Origin of the sequence: Sporosarcina sp. FA9, from assembly GCF_051550205.1 — a bacterium.
Lineage (GTDB): Bacteria > Bacillota > Bacilli > Bacillales_A > Planococcaceae > Sporosarcina.
On sequence record NZ_CP188819.1, the window covers coordinates 3405733 to 3425492 of the forward strand.

19 protein-coding genes are annotated in these 19760 nt (G+C 38.4%); 5 read left to right on the top strand and 14 right to left on the bottom strand.

The window, feature by feature from the left end; translation table 11 throughout:
* Positions 1–50: 50 nt before the first annotated feature.
* From ACP8HH_RS17390 to ACP8HH_RS17455, 14 genes are all read right to left on the bottom strand, one after another.
* Positions 51–629 (bottom strand): TerD family protein, encoded by a 579-nt coding sequence (locus ACP8HH_RS17390; RefSeq protein ID WP_438313457.1) that lies wholly within the window; start codon positions 627–629, stop codon positions 51–53.
* A 65-nt stretch (positions 630–694) separates the two neighbouring features.
* Entirely contained in the window at positions 695–1303 is a 609-nt protein-coding gene (locus ACP8HH_RS17395; protein WP_438313459.1) for a TerD family protein, read from the bottom strand.
* Between the two features lie 446 nt (positions 1304–1749).
* Complete coding sequence (locus ACP8HH_RS17400) at positions 1750–2124, bottom strand: hypothetical protein (protein WP_438313461.1); 375 nt, start codon at positions 2122–2124, stop codon at positions 1750–1752.
* A gap of 305 nt (positions 2125–2429) precedes the next feature.
* Complete coding sequence (locus tag ACP8HH_RS17405; protein WP_438313463.1) at positions 2430–3056, bottom strand: LysE/ArgO family amino acid transporter; 627 nt, start codon at positions 3054–3056, stop codon at positions 2430–2432.
* A gap of 200 nt (positions 3057–3256) precedes the next feature.
* Complete coding sequence (locus ACP8HH_RS17410) at positions 3257–4453, bottom strand: class I SAM-dependent rRNA methyltransferase (protein WP_438319241.1); 1197 nt, start codon at positions 4451–4453, stop codon at positions 3257–3259.
* A 194-nt stretch (positions 4454–4647) separates the two neighbouring features.
* Complete coding sequence (locus ACP8HH_RS17415; protein ID WP_438313465.1) at positions 4648–5244, bottom strand: hypothetical protein; 597 nt, start codon at positions 5242–5244, stop codon at positions 4648–4650.
* A gap of 465 nt (positions 5245–5709) precedes the next feature.
* Positions 5710–6441, bottom strand: a complete 732-nt coding sequence (locus ACP8HH_RS17420) for a MerR family transcriptional regulator (RefSeq protein WP_438319242.1) — start codon at positions 6439–6441, stop codon at positions 5710–5712.
* 311 nt (positions 6442–6752) lie between these two features.
* Positions 6753–7637, bottom strand: a complete 885-nt coding sequence (locus tag ACP8HH_RS17425; protein ID WP_438313467.1) for a DMT family transporter — start codon at positions 7635–7637, stop codon at positions 6753–6755.
* 155 nt (positions 7638–7792) lie between these two features.
* Positions 7793–9259, bottom strand: a complete 1467-nt coding sequence (locus ACP8HH_RS17430) for a carbon starvation CstA family protein (RefSeq protein WP_438313469.1) — start codon at positions 9257–9259, stop codon at positions 7793–7795.
* Between the two features lie 129 nt (positions 9260–9388).
* Positions 9389–10117, bottom strand: a complete 729-nt coding sequence (locus ACP8HH_RS17435; protein WP_438313471.1) for a LytR/AlgR family response regulator transcription factor — start codon at positions 10115–10117, stop codon at positions 9389–9391.
* Positions 10117–11856, bottom strand: a complete 1740-nt coding sequence (locus ACP8HH_RS17440; RefSeq protein WP_438313473.1) for a LytS/YhcK type 5TM receptor domain-containing protein — start codon at positions 11854–11856, stop codon at positions 10117–10119. Before ACP8HH_RS17440 ends, ACP8HH_RS17435 begins: the two co-directional genes overlap by 1 nt.
* 107 nt (positions 11857–11963) lie before the next feature.
* Entirely contained in the window at positions 11964–12971 is a 1008-nt protein-coding gene (locus ACP8HH_RS17445) for an NAD(P)H-dependent flavin oxidoreductase (RefSeq protein ID WP_438313475.1), read from the bottom strand.
* A 34-nt stretch (positions 12972–13005) separates the two neighbouring features.
* A complete protein-coding gene (locus tag ACP8HH_RS17450) occupies positions 13006–13200 on the bottom strand; it encodes a YwbE family protein (protein WP_438313476.1) in 195 nt (64 codons plus the stop codon).
* A 272-nt stretch (positions 13201–13472) separates the two neighbouring features.
* Positions 13473–15044 carry an amidohydrolase gene (locus ACP8HH_RS17455; protein ID WP_438313478.1) on the bottom strand — a complete coding sequence of 524 codons (1572 nt, stop codon included), beginning with the start codon at positions 15042–15044 and terminating at the stop codon, positions 13473–13475.
* A gap of 106 nt (positions 15045–15150) precedes the next feature.
* Between ACP8HH_RS17455 and ACP8HH_RS17460 the strand changes: the two genes are divergently transcribed.
* The 5 genes from ACP8HH_RS17460 to pstA all read left to right on the top strand — a co-directional run bounded on the left by ACP8HH_RS17460 (position 15151) and on the right by pstA (position 19725).
* Complete coding sequence (locus ACP8HH_RS17460) at positions 15151–15591, top strand: YtoQ family protein (RefSeq protein ID WP_438313480.1); 441 nt, start codon at positions 15151–15153, stop codon at positions 15589–15591.
* Between the two features lie 263 nt (positions 15592–15854).
* Complete coding sequence (gene pstB, locus ACP8HH_RS17465) at positions 15855–16673, top strand: phosphate ABC transporter ATP-binding protein PstB (protein ID WP_438313482.1); 819 nt, start codon at positions 15855–15857, stop codon at positions 16671–16673.
* A 152-nt stretch (positions 16674–16825) separates the two neighbouring features.
* Positions 16826–17797 (top strand): PstS family phosphate ABC transporter substrate-binding protein, encoded by a 972-nt coding sequence (locus ACP8HH_RS17470; RefSeq protein ID WP_438313484.1) that lies wholly within the window; start codon positions 16826–16828, stop codon positions 17795–17797.
* Between the two features lie 90 nt (positions 17798–17887).
* Positions 17888–18838, top strand: coding sequence for a phosphate ABC transporter permease subunit PstC (gene pstC, locus ACP8HH_RS17475; RefSeq protein WP_438313486.1), 951 nt, complete (start codon positions 17888–17890; stop codon positions 18836–18838).
* Positions 18838–19725 carry a phosphate ABC transporter permease PstA gene (pstA, locus tag ACP8HH_RS17480; RefSeq protein ID WP_438313488.1) on the top strand — a complete coding sequence of 296 codons (888 nt, stop codon included), beginning with the start codon at positions 18838–18840 and terminating at the stop codon, positions 19723–19725. Before pstC ends, pstA begins: the two co-directional genes overlap by 1 nt.
* Positions 19726–19760: the final 35 nt, after the last annotated feature.

The window sequence follows — 19760 nt, forward strand, 5'->3', positions numbered from 1 at the left end:
GAAGTAGCCCAGTATAGATTATTTAGCGGGCTACGCACGAACCTAATATATTAAGCTTGAAGTCCATAATCTTTTACAAGTGAAGTAAGTCCACCTTGGTAACCGCTACCGATTGCATTAAACTTCCACTCAGTACCATGTCTATACAATTCCCCAACAACGACCGCTGTTTCGATTGAGAAATCTTCTCCAAGATCATAACGAATAAGCTCTTCGCCATTCGCATCGTTGACAATTCGAACATAGCTGTTGGATACTTGTCCAAAGTTTTGACTGCGCTGTTCTGCATCATGGATTGTGATTGCAAAAGCAATTTTTTCAGTCGTTGCGGGTACATTTGCCAAACTTATTTTAACTTGCTCGTCATCGCCTTCGCCTTCACCTGTTAAATTATCTCCAGTGTGAACGACTGAACCGTTTCCGCCTTCAAGATTATTGAAGAAAACAAAATCCAATTCATTTGCGCATTTCCCAGTTGCATCTAGTAAGAATACAGATGAGTCAAGATCGAAATCTTGTCCACCATCATACTTATTCGTATCCCAGCCTACGCCCACAGTAATATTCGATAATCCCGGATTACTTTTCGTTAAATCTATTTTTTGTCCTTTACTTAGTGAAATAGCCATTTAGTCAACCTCTTCCTCTTTTATATTAGTTTTGTATAACAGTATTATTGAATGTTGCTTACTATTTAAGAATAACGCTTAACCATTTGAGACAAGCCTGGATCCGTGGAACCTGTTCCAACCGCTCCGAACTTCCAATCACTACCATGTCGATAAATTTCCGCAACAATTAGACTTGTAGATCCTGCATAACTTTCCGAAAGGTTAAACTTTAGTAATTCTTCATTGTTGGACGAATTCATTACGCGGATAAATGCGTTTTCAACTTGTCCAAAGTCTTGTTTACGCTTTACACAATCGTATATATTAACAACGAAAACAAGTTTATTTATGTTGGCTGGAATACGTTTCAAATCAACAATTACTTGCTCGTCGTCTCCATCGCCTTCACCAGTAGTATTGTCACCTGTGTGTGCAATACTACCGCACTTACTCTTTAAATTACCAAAGTAAATCAGGTTTTCTTTATTCAGAAACTTATCATCTTCTAGCATTATGACTGAAGCATCAATATCCATATTTGAACCACTACCACCGCCACCAAAAAGCCCGCCAAGTAGCCCTTTCGACTTCTGCTCAATCGGATCCCAACCAAGTCCAACAGTGATTTTCTCAAGTCCAGGACGACCTTTAGTTAAATCAATTCTTTGCCCTTTTTGCAATATAATAGCCAAATGAAACACTCCTCCATTATTCAGACAGAATACGTATCTTTTGCTCAAACTAATCTCAATCTTACTCTAAATATTACTACATATGATATGAGACTACAAATTGGGAGAGTCATTTTTAACCCCCATTTTCCGGGTACTTTCCCAACTTGTTTTCCTCGTGCTATATATACGTTTTCACATTAGAAAGGTTTCATCTATTTTTTGATTCTTTATAGAAACTTTCGGTGAAGCTATACAATGCTTTCAGTAAATTCTACAAGATTCGCTTAGAATTCCACACAAAAAACCGCAGAAATTCCTATGGCATAATTTGAATCCATTCATAAAAGAGCGACCTTTAGCCTACTTTTTTTTGATATTCCAAAGCACAAGTCCTTCAAACTACGTAAATCCTTCTAGACTTTTTATTAAAAAAAAGAATCCACTTATCATGGATCCCTCTTAGTTCATTTTTCAGCTGTGATTTCATATACATCGAAAACATTCTTATTAAACAACACGCAAATCGTTTTATTTTCTTTACTATAGAAGCGAATCATATCGCTACTTTTTTCTTCTACAGGTTCCCAACCCCACTCCATAATCTCATTAAGATAATGTTCGGGTGGTCCATTTTCATCTCCGCCAATACCTTTTAATTTATATTTGGAAGACTTTGATATTTCACCAACACATGCTTCAGGTTTAATTTCACTCGAATTTTTTGGAATTGGAAAACTATAGTTAATTAACGACATACGATAACCCTCGTCTGCGCTGTACACATTTGAACAACCAACCATAGTAACTACAATTAAAAGAAGTAACACTATCCGTTTCATAGTTGAACCCTCCTCACAAAAACTTCACAATCTATTGCTATTAGAATACTAAAGATGGCACAGTTTGTCATCCGACACTTTGGTGACAAAAGAAATTGTCACCAAAGTGTGAAAAACGCCGAAAACACATACATTTTATATATATATAAGTTCCATTCGATTGAGGGAGATGGTGAAATGCTACATATTTTAATACCAGACAACATTCATTATTTCCACACAGGCGCCGACAAGTTAAATGCAAAACTAAATGATTAATAATCAAAAACATGCCACACTCGTGTTATCCAAGTACGGCATGTTCATTATGTAATCATAAGATTTCCCAATAGTTTTATTGCCATATAAACGGCTACACCCCATACAACTAATGCAGATACTTTGTTTAAAAGACCCATTCGTTTGCCACTTGAATCTAACTTTCCAAAATACCTTCCAGAGATAGCTAGTCCTAAAAACCAAAGCCATGAAACAACAATTGTAGTTAATGTAAAAGCCCATCTTTCATTCCCGAAATACGTTAACGAGTTTGTACCAATAACCCCAATCGTATCGAGTATAGCATGTGGATTTAAGAGTGATACGGAAGCGGCGAAAAGGATTTGCTTTCTTGTTGAGAATATCTCACCAGCCACTTTGGCAGTAGTGGTACTACTCCTCCATAAAAAGAGTCCCATATACAGCAGGAAAATAACTCCAACACCAAATATAATGTTCTCCAACCAGGCAAACGATAGAACGAGAAGAGATACCCCTGACACAGCTGCGACTATTAGAATTGTATCGCAAATACCAGCAGTAATAACAACGGGCAAGGCTCTTATAAACGTTGGTTGCAATGCTCCTTGATTGAAAACAAAAACGTTTTGGACACCTAACGGAATAATGAGTCCAAATGCAAGAATGATTCCATGTATAATTGCTTCGGTCAAAATTCCACCTCAGTTCTAATCACCTGTAGTTCTTCTCCAATTCTATTCATTTATCCTTTATTATATTGGAAATAATGAGTATTTACGATAAAAGATAATGACTGCCGATTAAAAGCTCAAAAGACACTCTATACTAAACTTTGAATATAAGAGAAAAAGCCATCGTCAATAAAAAATGACAATGGCTTTTTCGTTGTTACTTATTTTGTTTTCCGAATCACAACAACTTTTAAATAGTTGAATTCAGGATAATCACGGTTTGTACGGAAATCTCTTGGCAATGTAGATTCCTCAAGTATTTTATATCTAGAACCAGCTTCATTAAATGCCTCTTCGATAAATGTCTTAAATTTCTTCATTCCAAAACTCGCATTATTTGTCGAAGCCACAATCACGCCATTTTTCTCAGTGACCGCAATCGCGTCTACTAGAAGTGAAGGATAATCCTTCGCTGAACTAAATGTATATTTCTTCGAACGCGCAAAGCTTGGTGGATCCAAAATAACAAGATCAAATTTTAGCTCATGACGTTTTGCGTAACGGAAATAGTCGAAAACATCCATGACTTTAATATCTTGTTGCTCATAATCTATAGCATTCACACTAAATTGCTCAATTGTTTTCGCTAGACTTCGTTGGGCGAGATCCACACTTGTCGTTTTCTTTGCGCCGCCGAGCATTGCCGCTACAGAAAATGCTCCAGTATATGAGAATGTATTTAAAACATTCTTTCCTTCGGAGTAATTATCGCGAATGACTTTACGCATATCCCTTTGATCTAAAAAGATTCCAGTCATAGCTCCATCATTTAAATTAACCGCAAATTTCATACCGTTTTCTCTTACAATAATAGGGAAATCACCTTGCTCGCCTTTAACAAAGTCGTTTTGTTCAATATATTGACCCAACGTATCGAATCGCAATTTCTCGTAAATTCCTTCATACTCGATAATTTTATCAAACACACTGTACACATGGTGTTTCATTGAATAAATGCCTTCGCTGTACCAGCTAACTAAAAAGAAACCATCGAAATAATCAATTGTTAGTCCACCAATACCGTCGCCTTCACCGTTAAATACACGGAACGCCGTTGTATTTGGATCTTCAAAGAGTTCCTCACGACGCGCGAATGCCGCTGCAATTCTTGATTCGAAAAAGTCAAAATCAATTTGGACCTCTTCTCTTCTAGTAAGTACCCAGCCAATTCCTTTATTTTGAATACCGTAATACCCTTTTGCGACGAACTGTCGGTTTTTGTCAAGTAAGCGAACGATAGTTCCTTCGGTTGTCAGTACATCAGAATTAATAATGGCATCTTTCAAAATTAGCGGATAGCCTTTTTTAAAATCAGCAATATTTCTTGCATTTACTTGTAAATCGATTGTTTTTGTCATATTGTCATCCATTCCATCGTTTTCTCCATTATCGCATGTTTCTTCCACAATAGCGAAAACAAAAATGCGACCTGGATAAAGGAGGTCGCCTAAAAGGTCTGTTATTAATAACAGTTTTTTATGTTCGAATACTGTTAATTTCCGTTCCTGGTGGACGCATTCCACTAGGTGGGACAAAGTCCAGAAGCCATACATTACGCTAGTATTCGAAACACAAGACTCTTCCAACCACTCATATGCGCTGTGCGTCGTTCTTCTCGACCTCTTGCCATATCTAAATACGAATGTAAATCGCCCTCATAAACATGATTAAAACATTTAATTTTCGAAAAATGATGCGGTTGTACTAAACTTGGTGATACAGAAAACATCGGCAAATCACTTTCATTCAGGACTGTGGCAACGAATTGTGAACAGAAATAAGCACGCTCACGATCGATTCCCTTATTTACAGCAACACCAAATAATCCTATGAAATTAAATCTATACTGTTCTTTATTTTGTTCAATATGGCGTATTTTAAATCGAATGCGCTCAAATTCACTTTCAGATACTTTCCAACTTAAAACTGCACAACTGGCATCACGAAATATACCTTCCGCAACATTCTCTTTAACGAATCCTGCAATAAAAGGATTGCTTTGATATTTTCGGCCAAAACTGTACACTTCAGTTAACTGCTCATCAAATGCAATCGATGCATGGTTAAAATCTTTTCGAGTATACATGCCAATCATCTTGGACAAAACAGTTCCAGTATCCGTTAATACAATATAAATCGTTTTTCCCATGGCCCTTCCCCCTGCTTTCCCGTTCGTCGGGAGACAGTGCCCCCACTGGATTCCCCATTCCAATTATGGACTAGTCAAACTCTTCTCAGAACCGACGAGAGGTGGAATTTCACTAAGATTTCAGTCGTAATTTTTCTCTATACTGTATTATACGTTTTATCATAGCTATTAGTTTCATTTCCAAAGATTATTTCTTGTAATAATTAAAAATGCATAGAGGTCGATACTGTTCTCTACGCAAAGACGGTTGTTTTTTTATCGATGGATAATTCTGAGTTACTTCATTATCTCATATCTAATGAAAAATAGCATTGTAATTATTAATCTATAAAGATTCACCTATTCTACACCTTATATAATGTATGTTATATTTCTTTCGGTCAGATCAACTAAGTGAAAAACGCCGTTCAGCCAAAAGGCCAAACGGCATTTCCATTAAACCTATATCGGAATCTCCAATTTCAATCACAACTTCTTTCCATCATACACACCCATTGCATCCCTCATAAACACTGCAAGCCCTTCGCCAAACGCATCAATATTCTTCGTAAATCGTTCATCATCCACATACATTTGACCTAATCCCGCGAATGCTTCCAACGAGTAGGTACCTATTTTATTTAAAAAGTCATACCATTCACTAATTCCCTTTTGTGCTTCTTCTGACTGTGGATCCAAATGACGCAGTTTCGCCAGGTTGAAGTAAATTTTATTCATTTCTTTTGCTTCATTGGTTCCAAATTGCGACACTTTTTTATTTGATTCATCAACTGCTTTATCGCCCCAGCGTTCTCTTGCTTCTTGTTCATATGGATTCTCAGTAAAGTCAAAGCCCTTAAATTTCTCTTCGTTTGTCATGGATACCTCTCCTTTTTCATTTAATATCGTCTTCTCAATTGTTTCAATCATCCCGTCGAATTGTCTTCGTTTGTCGATGAGCATTTTCCGCTGCATTTCAAAAGCTTCTAGACGGTCAAATGCCGGACTTGTCAGCAATTCCTTTATTTTCTTTAACGGAAATCCAAGCTCGCGAAAAAACAAAATTTGTTGCAAAGTTGCTATATTATGATTGGAATAAATTCGATATCCAGCGTCCGTTGAATGATCTGGCACAAGCAGCCCGATGTCATCATAATGATGCAGTGTACGTACACTTATTCCCGTTAACTGCGAAACTTCTTTTACTTTCACCGCAATAACCTCCTTTCACTTACAAACTATAGAGTATGACGTAACGTGAGAGTCAAGCGAAAAAAATAAAGCCTTTCCGACAAAGGAAGGCTCTTATTCTATAGGATAATAATTTTTATAAGGTTTGTTCATTTATATCCGACAGTTTAAGTGAGATATCCGCACCTTTTAGTACTATATCCGACAGTTGCGTCATTATATCCGACACATTGGCGGTTATATCCGCATAACACGAGGAAAGACCTATGAAAAACCGAACAAAATGCAGCCGAGAAATGAACTATCCAACGCTGCCCGAACTCGGGAAGCACAAACCCTTACTTCTTCTCAATATACAACTTCTTCCCGCCTAAAAAGCTGAATTTCGTCTCGGATACAATAATTGCGCCTAGTATTAGGATTGCACCAATTGCCATTTTACCTGTCAGTACTTCACTTAATATGAGTACTGAAAAAAGCATTCCCCAAAAAGCTTCTGTTGATAAAATAATTGCCGCCTTCGTTTCGGATATATATTTCTGGGCGACTGTTTGCAACAAAAATGCAAGCGTTGTTGAAAAAATACCTAAGTAAATAAGGGGTAGCAAACCAGCCGATTCCATAGCAAAGGTAGTTTCTCCTTTAAACAATACAACGATAATCGAGATAATTGCAGCTGTTGCCATTTGAATAATCGTTATTAATACAGGATCCTCATTCCGAACAAACCTTGCTGTATAAAATATATGAAATGCGAAAGCAAATGCACATGCTAACGTGAGCATATCACCGAAATTAATTTCAGACGAAAGTTTTAGTGATAAAACCGCAACACCTGTAACGGCCATCACAGCTCCAATTAGCTCGAATACATCGAGTCTTTTTTTGTAAATAACGAACCCTATAAAAGGTACAATTACAACATTAATTGCCGTTAAAAAAGCGTTTTTTGAAGGCGTTGTGTATTGAAGTCCTACAGTTTGAAGTACAAAAGCTAAGTATAAGAAAACTCCCAATATCATGCCTTTTATCATTGTACTTCTAGTAGTCTTATTAAACCTTTTATAAAAAACAATACTTAAAATTAAAACTCCCATTAAAAATCTAGCCGCCAATATTTGATACGGCGTATAATGATCCAACGCTACAGCACTCGCGACAAATCCACTACCCCAAATGATTGCGGTAATAATAAGACCAATTTCCCCTATGTATCTTCTCATTTAGTCCCCCACTGTCATCTATCCATAATTGATATATTCTATAGTCTTATTTCAAATTATCATTGTTTTCAAATTTAGTCTATACCTAATACAAAAAGAGACTACCCCACTTGAGCTGTTCGCCCTTTGGAGTAGCCTCTTCTTATATTTCTAACTTACTTATTTAAAAGTGGTTTGATGCCCCAACCCGAGACGTCTTCCTCAAGTAGAATACTGTCGTCACCGCGGTTTTTACGGGCCGCTACGAAGAATATTAACACAAGAATTATGGATATAAATGTTGCGCCCATAATCGCATAATTCATTGGCAATCTAAAACCAATACTCGCATTTAAAATATACGTCATAGTCGCCATGAGCATAAAGGTTCCTGGGATAAGTGCAATCCAGTAATTCTTCCTTGCAAGAAACAGATACATGGCCGCAACAAACAATGCAATTACAGCTGTTGTTTGGTTTGCCCAAGAGAAGTAGCGCCATAGAATCGTGAAATCAACTCTTGTAAGTGCAACTGAAATTACGAATAATGGAACTGCAATCCAAAGACGACTTGAAAACTTAATTTGGCCTAATTTAAAATAGTCTGCAATAATCATTCGTGCACTACGGAATGCTGTATCTCCAGATGTGATTGGTAGAATGATAACACCTAGAATTGCAATTGTTCCACCTACAGCACCTAATAACATAACGGATGCTTCACTTACGATCATTGCTGGTCCACCGGCTGCTAGTAATTCATTTAACCCGATTGGGCCATTGAATAGTGACATACCTGCTGCAGCCCAAATCATTGCAATAATACCTTCTGCAATCATCATACCGTAGAAAATTTTCCGTCCTTGTTTTTCAGATTTTGTAGTTCTAGAAATAATTGGTGTTTGTGTCGCATGGAAACCAGACAATGCTCCACAAGAAATTGTAAGGAATAGTAATGGGAAAATCGGAATATTACCTGGGTGTAAGTTTGCAAATGTTAGTTCAGGAATTTTTGCACCTGTAACGACCATTCCAATTCCAACTCCAAGAGCACTAATTACAAGCAATAGACCAAAAAACGGATAGATTCTGCCGATAATTTTATCAATTGGTAATAGTGTTGCTAAAACGTAGTAAATAAAGATTGCGGCAATGATGAAACCGAGTGGCATCCAACCGCCCATTAAATTGAAAAGTAGATCTGCTGGTGCAGAAACAAATACCGTACCTACTAGCAATAACAATAGGATTGCAAATGCATTAACGACATGTTTCATAAACTTACCTAAAAACTTACCTGCAAGTTCCGGCAAGTGTGCTCCGCGGTTACGGATTGAAATCATACCTGTTAAATAGTCATGAACTGCACCGGCAAAAATCGCACCGAAAACAATCCATATAAACGCCACAGGACCATATAACGCACCCATGATTGGTCCGAATATTGGACCCACCCCCGCAATGTTTAAAAGTTGAATCAATGAATTTTTACTTGTTTTCATTGGTACATAGTCCATTTCGTCTCCGCTCGTATAAGCTGGAGTAGCCCGATCTTCTTTAACACCAAAAACTTTTTCAACGAACTTACCGTACGTGAAATATCCGACAATTAGTAGTGCTACCCCAAATAAAAATGTATACATGAAAACTCCCCTTCCTCAATTGGTTACGCTTTCATTTAGTTTAGAGGTAATCTTCAGAAAGTAGTTTGTTTTTTCCCAACATGCTTAAAAAAAGGATTAACATGTAGCTATACCGATTTAACGTGCAGATCACATTTCGAGTCGCTGGCGTAAATCTTTCACATAATTGCGGCTGACGGACAATTTCTCTTTTCTTCCGTCCAGTTCTAGCTGATAGGCTCCATTAAACCAAGGCGTTAAACGACTTATATATATCATATTTACAAGATAACTTTTATGGATTCGAAAAAATGAGAAAGGAATCAATCGACTTTCCAATTCCTTTAAAGCGGTCCGGACTTCATAATCATTCTTATGCGTGATGATTTTAGTGGTTTTGTTTTCTCGGTACATGTACAAAATATCTTTTATAAGAATATAATCAATTTCACCATCTTTTTCAACTGCCATTTTCCCAAGGTTACTTGCTGTGTCTATTTTTTCAGTAGGATAAATACCTTTCTCAATTCTACTAATTGCTTGCTTTAGCTGTTCTTCGTCATATGGTTTCAATAAATAATCGATTGCATTTATACGAAAAGCTTCCGCTGCGAACTGGGGATATGCCGTTGCAAAAATAATAATAGGTACTTTTTTTAATTCCAAAAAAACTTTTGCAACATCCATTCCATTCATCTTCGGCATTTCAACATCTAAAAAAACAACGTCAGGCTGAAGCTGCAATGCTTTCATTATCGCTACTTCTCCAGATTCGGCTTCCCCTATAATTTGAATCGAAGGATACTTTCCTAGTAAATACATCAGCTCTTCTCTAGCATATCTTTCATCATCTACTATTAGTGTTCGAATGGTACGCATTAGTTATCCATCTCCGTTTTGGGAATGCAAAATGATATGGTTGTTCCTTTGTCGCATTCGCTCTTTATTTGTAAAGCAGCCTCTTCTCCAAACGTCATAATTAGGCGCCTATTGACATTATATAAACCCATTCCAGTTCCGGTGGTCGATTCGATGGGAGAAAAACCTATTTCAAGGAGCCGTTCGGGTTCGATTCCTGTCCCATTGTCCTCAACAATAATTTCAACGGATGTGCCTGCAGTTCGTATACTAATAGTTACATTACTGTTTTTATCCATATCTTTAATACCGTGTTTAATGGCATTTTCGACAATAGGTTGAAGAGTGAGCGGTGGCAACATCTCATGGAGAACCGTGTCATCTACATCAAAGGATATCGTTAATTTATCGATGAACCTTGCCTCTTCAATTTGTAAATATGCTTGAACATGTAGAAGTTCCTGTTCTAAAGTACCCTTCACTGCTGTCGTCCCTTCCAAGTTCTGACGTAAAAAGTAAGAAAGTGAGGTAAGCAGTTTACGGGCTTGGTCGGGATCGGTACGTATTAAAGAAACAATAATATTCATCGTATTAAATAAAAAGTGAGGACTTATTTGAGCCTGCAACGCTTTTATTTCTGCCTCTTTTGCAAGCTGATAAGCCACTTCAGCATTTGCAATTTCCAATTGATCACTAAGCAATGAACTCAGTCCAGATATGAGTTCGATAGTGACATCTGTTATTGCTTTTTCCGACGGATAATAAAGCTTTAATGTACCAATTGTTTCACCACGCTGTTTTAATGGGGCAATCACTACTGAACCAAGCGGGCACTCTTCATCCATACAATGAAGTGTATCCCCGCTTGCAACGACGAGTTCACCATTTTGGAGTACATCTTTTGTAATTTGTGTTTGTACTTGACGATGTGCTTGGTGATGATCACTCGCTAAACCAACATGTGCTAATATTTCCGCTTTATCCGTCATTGCTACAGCGCTTGGTTGCAACTCCCTATGTAAAATTTTACACACTGCTAATGCTGTCTCGCTTGTCATACCTTTTCTCAAATATCCCAAAGTTTGGTTCGCGATACGCAATGTTTTTTGTGCTTGCAATGCCGTCGTTCTTTCCTGATCACTAATCACATTGTAGACAATAAGAAGGAAGATGGCTGTACCCACTCCGTTTGCGAGAATCATCGGTAAGCCAATTGCTTGAACGAGCAACCACGCCTGTTCAAACGGCTTTGAAAGCACCAAAATAAGGCCCATTTGCATCCCTTCTGCAAGTGCTCCTATTAAAAATGCAGTCATTGGTTTGACGTTTTTACCGCGCTTATAAAACGCTCCTGCAACAATACCCGAAATGATTGTGGAAAGGCCACAAGAAAAAGCCGTAAATCCACCTAACGTCATGCGATGTAATCCAGCAATCAGACCCGCACCGATTCCTAGACGATAACCGCCTAAAAGACCTGCTACAACAACGCCAATGACACGTGAATTCACAATCGCTTCGTCCCCTGACAATGCCTGAGTCACACTGTTTAGATGATGTGTATTGGTATTGAAAGCAACTCCGAAATAGGTTCCGATAATACCAAAGAAACCGAAAAACAGAATCGCCGTAACTTCCTGTTTTCGGTCTAACCTATCTTGGTTTACCATATTTTTAAAAAAGTCAAAGCGCGTTAAGATGAATGCTACCGCTACAATTATTCCGACTCTCTCCAGCATTACAACGAGTAAATCAGTCATTAGAGTATCCCACCTTAAAGGCATTCAACATTTAAATTTCAAATGTGTATTTGCGTAAGTATACTCCATTTCCCTTGATATAGAAATCTTTATTTTCAGTCAACTAGTTACAGAAGTGTTTTAATGATCTCCTCTACTGTGCCTCTTCTACTTAAATGTACACTTTCACCAGCCCAAAGGGACATGTATTCTGGATTCCCTTTTTCTTGTGCTGTTTTTCGAACCGCTTTCGTTAAATCATTTTGATAGGGATAAGGAGCAATCGATTTCCCCTTTAATTCGTTCATTAAGCGGTTGCCTATGCCCCTTGCAGTTTTGCCAGAAATCGCAGTGGTAAATTCAGTACATCCTTCTTCTGCGCTTATTACTGCATCCTTATACATTTCGTGTGCTCCGCTTTCATCGGCTGCGATTAGCATCGTTCCTATTTGAACCGCTTCAGCACCAAGGGATAGCAAGAATTCTTTGCGTTTTTTATTTGCAATACCACCTGCCGCAATTACTGGAATTCCAACCGACGAGAGTACTTCTTTCATCAACTCATCCAAAGAAATCAGTCTTAGTTCACCCAAAAAAGATCCCCTATGACCACCCGCTTCGCTTCCCTGTAAAACGACAGCGTCCATTCCGATTTCCTCAGCGAGCTCGGCTTCCTCTTTTGTTGTAGCGGTACCAATTAGAAAGACATTGTTTTCTTTCAGCCGTTTTACTGTGCTTTCATCCGGTAGTCCAAATGTAAATGAACAAACTTTCACAGTCTCTTCGATGACTACTTGAACTTGTTCGTCAAATTCAGACTTCGAAATTGGTGCATTCCATTTAGACATACCCAACTCTTTACCTATTGGTTGCAGCGCTTCATACGCTTCTTGAATTGTTTCCTCACTATACTCTGTATGTTCAGGAACAAATAAGTTTACCGCAAATGGTTGAGATGTCCTTTTTTTCACATCCCGAATAAAATCACGTGTGTCGTTTGCCGATAAATACCCTGCTCCAATCGATCCGAGTGCACCCGCTTCGGATGCCGCCGCTACAAATTCAGGTGTCGATATCCCAGCCATTGGTGCTTGAATAATAGGGTGTTTAATTCCTAGTTTTCCCAAAAAGTCCATATGAATTGCCTCCTTTATAATAAGACGACAAAATCTAACCTAGAATTTCACTTACCCGACCAACTTGTCCGTCCACCAGACGAACTTTAATGCCATGCGGATGAAAACTGGAATTCGTTAATAAATCTTTTACAACGCCCTCAGTTTTTACTCCTGACCGCTGATCTTTCTTCAATATCACTGCTACTTTCAAACCCACTTTTACATCACTTCGATTACGTCCGTCCATTTTTCTTACTCCCTCTCTATATTGAATTTCCATCACTATATAATTAGCTTTGCCTATAATTTAGTTTACCACAGAAAAAGCTTTGGTTATATGAGATAACTGGTCTGTATACGGGCATATTATCTTGCCGCTACTCATTCCAGCAATTACTATTTCATTCGGTAGAGGTGTTTGGTGGCCATTTAGAAAATAAATACATTAAAAAAGATAGGTACAAGCCGTTTATTTCGGCTTATATCTATCCTTTTTTCATATATCCTTATATTGTTTACTTACTTTCTAAACATAACTTCTCCGCCAACGACTGTCATAACAACTTTTGCATCCAGAATTTCTTCATCATCTTCTATTTCAAATAAATCTCTGTCAAGTATAGTGAAATCCGCGTCGAATCCTAGCGCAAGTTTACCACGGGAGTTTTCTTTACCAATTGAAGCTGCACTTCCAGTTGTAAAAAGACCAACAGATTCAAAACGACTTAGTTTTTCATCTGGCAAATAACCTTCATGGGTTTCACCAGGTTTCCGTCTTGTCACACCCGCATAAATTCCGAGCAGCGGATCCACTTCCTCAACTGGTGCGTCAGAGCCTCCACCGCAAATGAATCCACGGTCGAGCAATCTTTTCCAAGCGTAGGTCCAGTCGAGACGATCCTCGCCCAAACGGTCCATTACCCACGGGAAATCCGACGATACAAATATGGGTTGGAGATCCAAAACGATTGGCAACTTCACCATGCGTTCAACAAGATCATCACGCAACACATTGACATGAATGAACCGATCCAATTTACCATGTGGGGCAGGATGTTTTTCAATCGCATCAAGGGCCTTTTCAGCTGCCGCATCTCCAATAACGTGAATCGCTACTGCTTCTCCGTGCTTCCTTGCAAGAACGACTAAATCATTGATTTCATCATCCGTAAGAACCGTCATTCCAGAGGTTTCTGGCGTATCTGAATAAGGTTTGCTTAATAAGGCTGTTTTCCCACCAAGCGCGCCATCAATAAAAAACTTCAATCCACCGGGTTCGACCCATGGTTCATTATACGTTGCTTCATTCTCCATAATCTGTGCAAAAATCGGTGAGCGTTTCAGTAAATGGGCGCGAAACTTTTTCTCAGGACCAATAACGTTATTGTATGCTTGAAGTGCATTGTGATAATCATCCGTATAACCAAGGTCATCCGTAACAGCACCTGTTAGTCCAAGTGACAAGAGATCATCCGCTGCGCTTCGAAGTGCATTTTCCAATGACTCTACTGTAGGCTCTGGAATTAGATTTGATATAACGTTTACTGCACCTTCTAATAATAAACCAGTCGCTTCACCGTTTTCATCCCGCACAAACACACCATCCGCTGGATTTGGCGTATCTTTTGTAATCCCAGCAAGTTCTAGAGCCTTAGAATTTGCAACACCTACATGCCTACATGCTCGTTTTAATAACATAGGGGAATCCGTCACCTTATCGAGTTCATAACGTGTGAAGATCTTTTTATCCGGATAGTTATTTTCGTTCCAACCATCTCCAAGGAACCAATCATCTGCCTTTAAATCTTTATGACTTGAAAGAAGCGTCTCCATCACTCCCTCAGCTGTAGTCTCTTTTGATAAATCAAGACCAAGAAGTTTTTCCCCGTGCATAATCATATGCATATGGCTGTCCACAAAGCCGGGGTAAAGAACCGCACCTTGTAAATCCACCTCTTCGTCAGCTTGTCCTTTAAGTTCTTCATATGTACCCATTGCTACAATTTTTTCATTGTCTGTTAAAATTGCTTCAACATATTGACCCTCTTCTTCCATAGTATATAATCTGCCATTATGCCAAACTGTTTTCAAAACAATTCCCCCTATCTCTATTCATATTCTAAACTTTCAGGCAACAACGAGCAAGGGCCAAACCTTAATGTTACAATAAATATATATGTATTGGAGGGAGTTCTTTATGAATTTAATCGTTTACCTAGCAGGAGAAATTCACAGTACTTGGCGTGACGAAATTAAACAGAAAGTAGCTGCATTGAATTTACCCATCCATTTTGTCGGTCCAATGGAGAATCACGACCGCTCAGACAACATCGGTGAAGAGATATTAGGAAAACAACCGAATGCAATTTTTAAAGACGCCGCCGCATCAAACTTTAACAATCTTCGGACAGAGATCTTAATGAAGAAAGCAGATCTAGTCATCGCACTTTTCGGCGATAAATACAAACAATGGAATACCGCTATGGACGCAAGTGCCGCTGTCGCCTATGGAAAACCCCTAATACTCATTCGTAGTGAGGAACATCATCATGCACTGAAAGAGCTTTCAAGGAAAGCAAACGCCACTGTGGAAACCGTCGACCAAGCGATAAAAGCACTGCATTATATTTTTGAATAATAATCCGTATGAATCCTACTGATTTTATAATCAGTAGGGTTCTTTTTGATTCAGCGGGAGTTCTAGGTAGGTCTTAAATCACAATTTGCGTATAAACCATCAAAATGTGCAGATATGAGTATCGAAGTTAAGGATATAATCCGCATTCTACACAAATTTACAAAACCTTTACATCATCTACATATTTCCTCAACAATCTATCTATACAATAGGAATTAGTTATACCATTAAAAAATAATCCAAACATCGAATGGAGGATTTCCATGACATTAACAAGTGAGCGTAAAAAGGGTGTGCAATTTCGAGTAATGGAAAATACAAGTTGGAAAAAACCTGTTTATGAAACGAATGGTTTGAATCTTTGGTACGGAACAGCCCATGCGTTAAAAAATATTGATCTTTCCATTAATGAAAAAGAAGTGACCGCAATTATTGGGCCTTCCGGATGTGGGAAATCAACCTATTTAAAAACATTGAATCGCATGGTTGAATTGATTCCAGACGTAAATATTTCGGGAAACATTACATTTAACGGGGACAACATACTCGACAAGTCGATGTCCGTTGAAATGCTACGCTCCAAAGTAGGAATGGTGTTCCAAAAACCAAATCCGTTCCCAAAATCGATTTATGAAAACGTCGCATTCGGCCTTAAAATACATGGCATTCGAAACAAATCAATTCTCGATAAAATTGTCGAAGAAAGCCTTCGTAAAGCCGCACTTTGGGACGAAGTGAAAGATCGACTTCACAAAAGCGCATATGGACTTTCCGGAGGACAGCAACAAAGGCTTTGCATTGCCCGCTGTTTAGCGGTGGATCCGGAAGTAATCCTAATGGATGAACCCACTTCTGCACTTGATCCTGTATCGACACATAAAGTCGAAGAGCTAATCAATAGCATAAAAAATGATGTTACGATTGCGATTGTCACGCACAATATGCAACAAGCTGCTAGAATTTCAGATCGCACTGCCTTTTTCCTGAATGGAGAGATCATCGAATGTGACCGCACATCCGTGATCTTCAACAATCCTACGGATAAATTGACGGACGACTATATTAACGGGCGCTTCGGCTGATTTTTCCATATGACCTGTATTATCCTTTTCAACCTTAACTTTACAATACCTTTACACAATATTCATACGTCCTTAACATTCAAAGTTTATGCTTACATTTGAAAGACATCATCTTTCAAATAAATATAAAAACCATTAGGAGGACAATTCAAATGAAATTCAAAAAACATCTTTTAATCCTAGTCATCGCGGCACTAGCTGTTATGGTTGCGGCGTGCGGAAAAAGTTCAGACGGAAATAGTTCACCAACGAAAGAGAAGGATAAGGAAACAACCTTAGAAGGCAGCGTAGTTATAGATGGTTCTGGAACTGTGTACCCGTTAATGGCGAGAGTCGCTGAAGAGTATATGTTAACTGAACAAGAAAATGTTTCAGTTGAAGTAAGTCGTGCTGGGACAAGTGCTGGATTCAAGAAATTCTTAATTAAAGATGGAACAGACTTTAACGACGCTTCACGTAAAATAAAAGATGAAGAAGCAGCAGAAGCAGATAGTCTTGCCATTGAAGTTAAAGAGTTAAAAGTCGCATTAGACGGTTTAACTTTCGTTATCAACAAGGACAATGACTGGGCAACTGAAATGACACCCGAACAACTGATCAGCATTTTTAAAGCAGATAGTGGCATAGAAAAATGGTCGGATATTAATTCAGAATGGCCAGATGAAAAAATCAAACCAATGGGTCCAAATGAAAATCATGGAACTTATGAGTTTTTCTATGAAAACATTCTAAAAAAAGAAGATTTAGTAAGCAGCGTGAGTCTCCAACAAGACTATTCAACGCTTGTTAGTTTAGTGTCTGAGGACAAAAATGGTATTGCCTTCTTCGGTTTTGGATACTACGTAAACAACAAAGACAAACTGAATGCGGTGCATGTAGACTTCGGAAGTGGCCCGGTTGAACCATCACTCGATACAATCTCAGAAGATGGTGACTATGCAAACTTTACACGACCCGTCTTCACATACTTAAATGTGAACTTCGCAAAAGAAAAAGCACAAGTACTCGATTATGCAATCTACGCAGTTAACAATTTCAACACATTCTCGGGCGAGTCAGGGTTCGCACCAATTTCTGAAGATGAAGCAAAAGAGAATTTGGATTTCCTGAATAGTCTAAAATAACATTGAAGCAAATAAAAAATAGAAGAAGATGAGTGCATCACTGCCCTCATCTTCTTCCATCTTTTAGAGATAAAAGGAGTGTTCGATACAATGGCCATCGGCAGTAAGTTAGATAATGAGAGTAGTGTAAGGGATTTAATCGAACAAAAAAGGAATTCTAGAAGTTTTAATATGCTATTCGAAAAAGCAGTACCTTATTTTCTGTTCGCAATTGCAGCACTATCTGTTTTAACTACCGCTGGCATCATTTACACATTGTTATCAGAAACAATCGAGTTTTTCAAACGTGTTCCGCTTGCAGAGTTTTTAACCGGTACTGTTCTGAAACCTTTAAGCGAAACACCTAAATTCGGCATACTTCCGCTTGTCATGGGGACCATTACTTCATCGTTAATAGCAATGGTTGTTGCCGTACCAATTGGGCTAATGTCTGCAATTTATTTAAGCGAATATGCTTCTGTAAAAGTAAGAAAAACGTTAAAACCACTTTTAGAATTACTTGCAGGAATACCTACAATTGTTTATGGTTTCTTTGCATTCACTTTTGTTACACCGCTCTTAAGAGAATTTATACCCCAAATTCAAGCAACAAATATCTTAAGCCCTGGAATCGTTATGGGCGTCATGATTATTCCAATGATTGCATCGTTGTCTGAGGATGCAATGAGCTCGGTACCAAATTCAATGCGTGAAGGTTCACTTGCTCTCGGTTCAACTAAACTAGAAGTGGCTATAAAGGTTGTCATTCCGGCTGCCTTATCGGGTATCATCGCTTCCTTTGTATTAGGTTTATCACGCGCAATAGGCGAGACAATGATTGTTACAATCGCAAGCGGCAGCACCAAAAATTTCACCTTCGATATTACACAGTCCATGCAAACAATGACTGCGTACATTGTTGAGGTAACTGGCGGAGATGCACCTGCAGGGTCTACAATTTACTACAGTTTGTATGCTGTTGCTATGACGTTGTTTGTTTTCACACTTCTGATGAATCTAATTGCAAGAACAATCACCCGCAAGTTTAGGGAGGAATATTAATGATGAGACAGATGAATCAGCAAAATTCATCAAGGAGAACGACCCTACGTTTACTACTTAATCGTATTTCGAAATATGTTTTTCTGTTTTCTACACTCTTTGGACTTGTTGTACTATCGATTTTAATTTACCGCGTTTTTTCCCAAGGAATTGGCTGGATTAATTTAGATTTCATCACAGGGAAACTTTCTACACGGCCTGAACGCGCTGGCATAATGGGCGCAATTCTCGGTACATTTTGGCTTATGTTAGTCGTAGCTCCTGTCACAATGTTTTTAGGAGTAGGTTCAGCTATTTACTTAGAATTATATTTAAAAAAAGGACGCCTACAAGCGTTCATTCAAACAAACATTGCGAACTTGGCTGGCGTTCCATCCATTGTCTATGGAATATTAGGGTTAACTGTTTTCGCTAGAGTATTGAATTTAGGGAATGTTGTCCTTGCGGGTGGACTAACAATGTCGCTTCTGATTCTTCCCATTGTCATTGTTGCTAGTCAGGAAGCAATTCGAGCGGTTCCAAACCCTTTAAGTGAAGCATCTTTCGGAATGGGAGCAACGAAGTGGCAAACAATCAAACATATTGTGTTTCCTGTTGCATTACCTGGAATCTTAACAGGTGCAATTTTATCTCTTTCACGCGCAATTGGGGAGACAGCTCCTTTAGTAGTCATCGGGATCCCTGCTTTGCTTATGCCTTTCCCAGGGGGCATCTTTGATAAATTCACAGTACTCCCTATGCAAATTTATTACTGGACTCTCGATTCTTCATTAACAGCAGAATATGCAAACTTGGCATCTGCGACCATTATTGTACTTCTTCTCGCTTTACTAATTTTAAATACTACTGCAATTATCATTCGAAATAAATTTCAGACAAGTAATTGACATATAGTGATTTAAATTCACAAAAAAGCAACAAG

Coding starts and splice junctions, on each gene's coding strand:
- ACP8HH_RS17400 (WP_438313461.1), bottom strand. CDS start 2,124: ATGAAACGGATAGTGTTACTTCTTTTAATTGTAGTTACTATGGTTGGT.
- pstC (WP_438313486.1), top strand. CDS start 17,888: ATGGCCATCGGCAGTAAGTTAGATAATGAGAGTAGTGTAAGGGATTTA.
- pstA (WP_438313488.1), top strand. CDS start 18,838: ATGATGAGACAGATGAATCAGCAAAATTCATCAAGGAGAACGACCCTA.
- pstB (WP_438313482.1), top strand. CDS start 15,855: ATGACATTAACAAGTGAGCGTAAAAAGGGTGTGCAATTTCGAGTAATG.
- ACP8HH_RS17470 (WP_438313484.1), top strand. CDS start 16,826: ATGAAATTCAAAAAACATCTTTTAATCCTAGTCATCGCGGCACTAGCT.
- ACP8HH_RS17445 (WP_438313475.1), bottom strand. CDS start 12,971: ATGGACTTTTTGGGAAAACTAGGAATTAAACACCCTATTATTCAAGCA.
- ACP8HH_RS17440 (WP_438313473.1), bottom strand. CDS start 11,856: ATGACTGATTTACTCGTTGTAATGCTGGAGAGAGTCGGAATAATTGTA.
- ACP8HH_RS17415 (WP_438313465.1), bottom strand. CDS start 5,244: ATGGGAAAAACGATTTATATTGTATTAACGGATACTGGAACTGTTTTG.
- ACP8HH_RS17425 (WP_438313467.1), bottom strand. CDS start 7,637: ATGAGAAGATACATAGGGGAAATTGGTCTTATTATTACCGCAATCATT.
- ACP8HH_RS17460 (WP_438313480.1), top strand. CDS start 15,151: ATGAATTTAATCGTTTACCTAGCAGGAGAAATTCACAGTACTTGGCGT.
- ACP8HH_RS17390 (WP_438313457.1), bottom strand. CDS start 629: ATGGCTATTTCACTAAGTAAAGGACAAAAAATAGATTTAACGAAAAGT.
- ACP8HH_RS17430 (WP_438313469.1), bottom strand. CDS start 9,259: ATGTATACATTTTTATTTGGGGTAGCACTACTAATTGTCGGATATTTC.
- ACP8HH_RS17410 (WP_438319241.1), bottom strand. CDS start 4,453: ATGACAAAAACAATCGATTTACAAGTAAATGCAAGAAATATTGCTGAT.
- ACP8HH_RS17435 (WP_438313471.1), bottom strand. CDS start 10,117: ATGCGTACCATTCGAACACTAATAGTAGATGATGAAAGATATGCTAGA.
- ACP8HH_RS17450 (WP_438313476.1), bottom strand. CDS start 13,200: ATGGACGGACGTAATCGAAGTGATGTAAAAGTGGGTTTGAAAGTAGCA.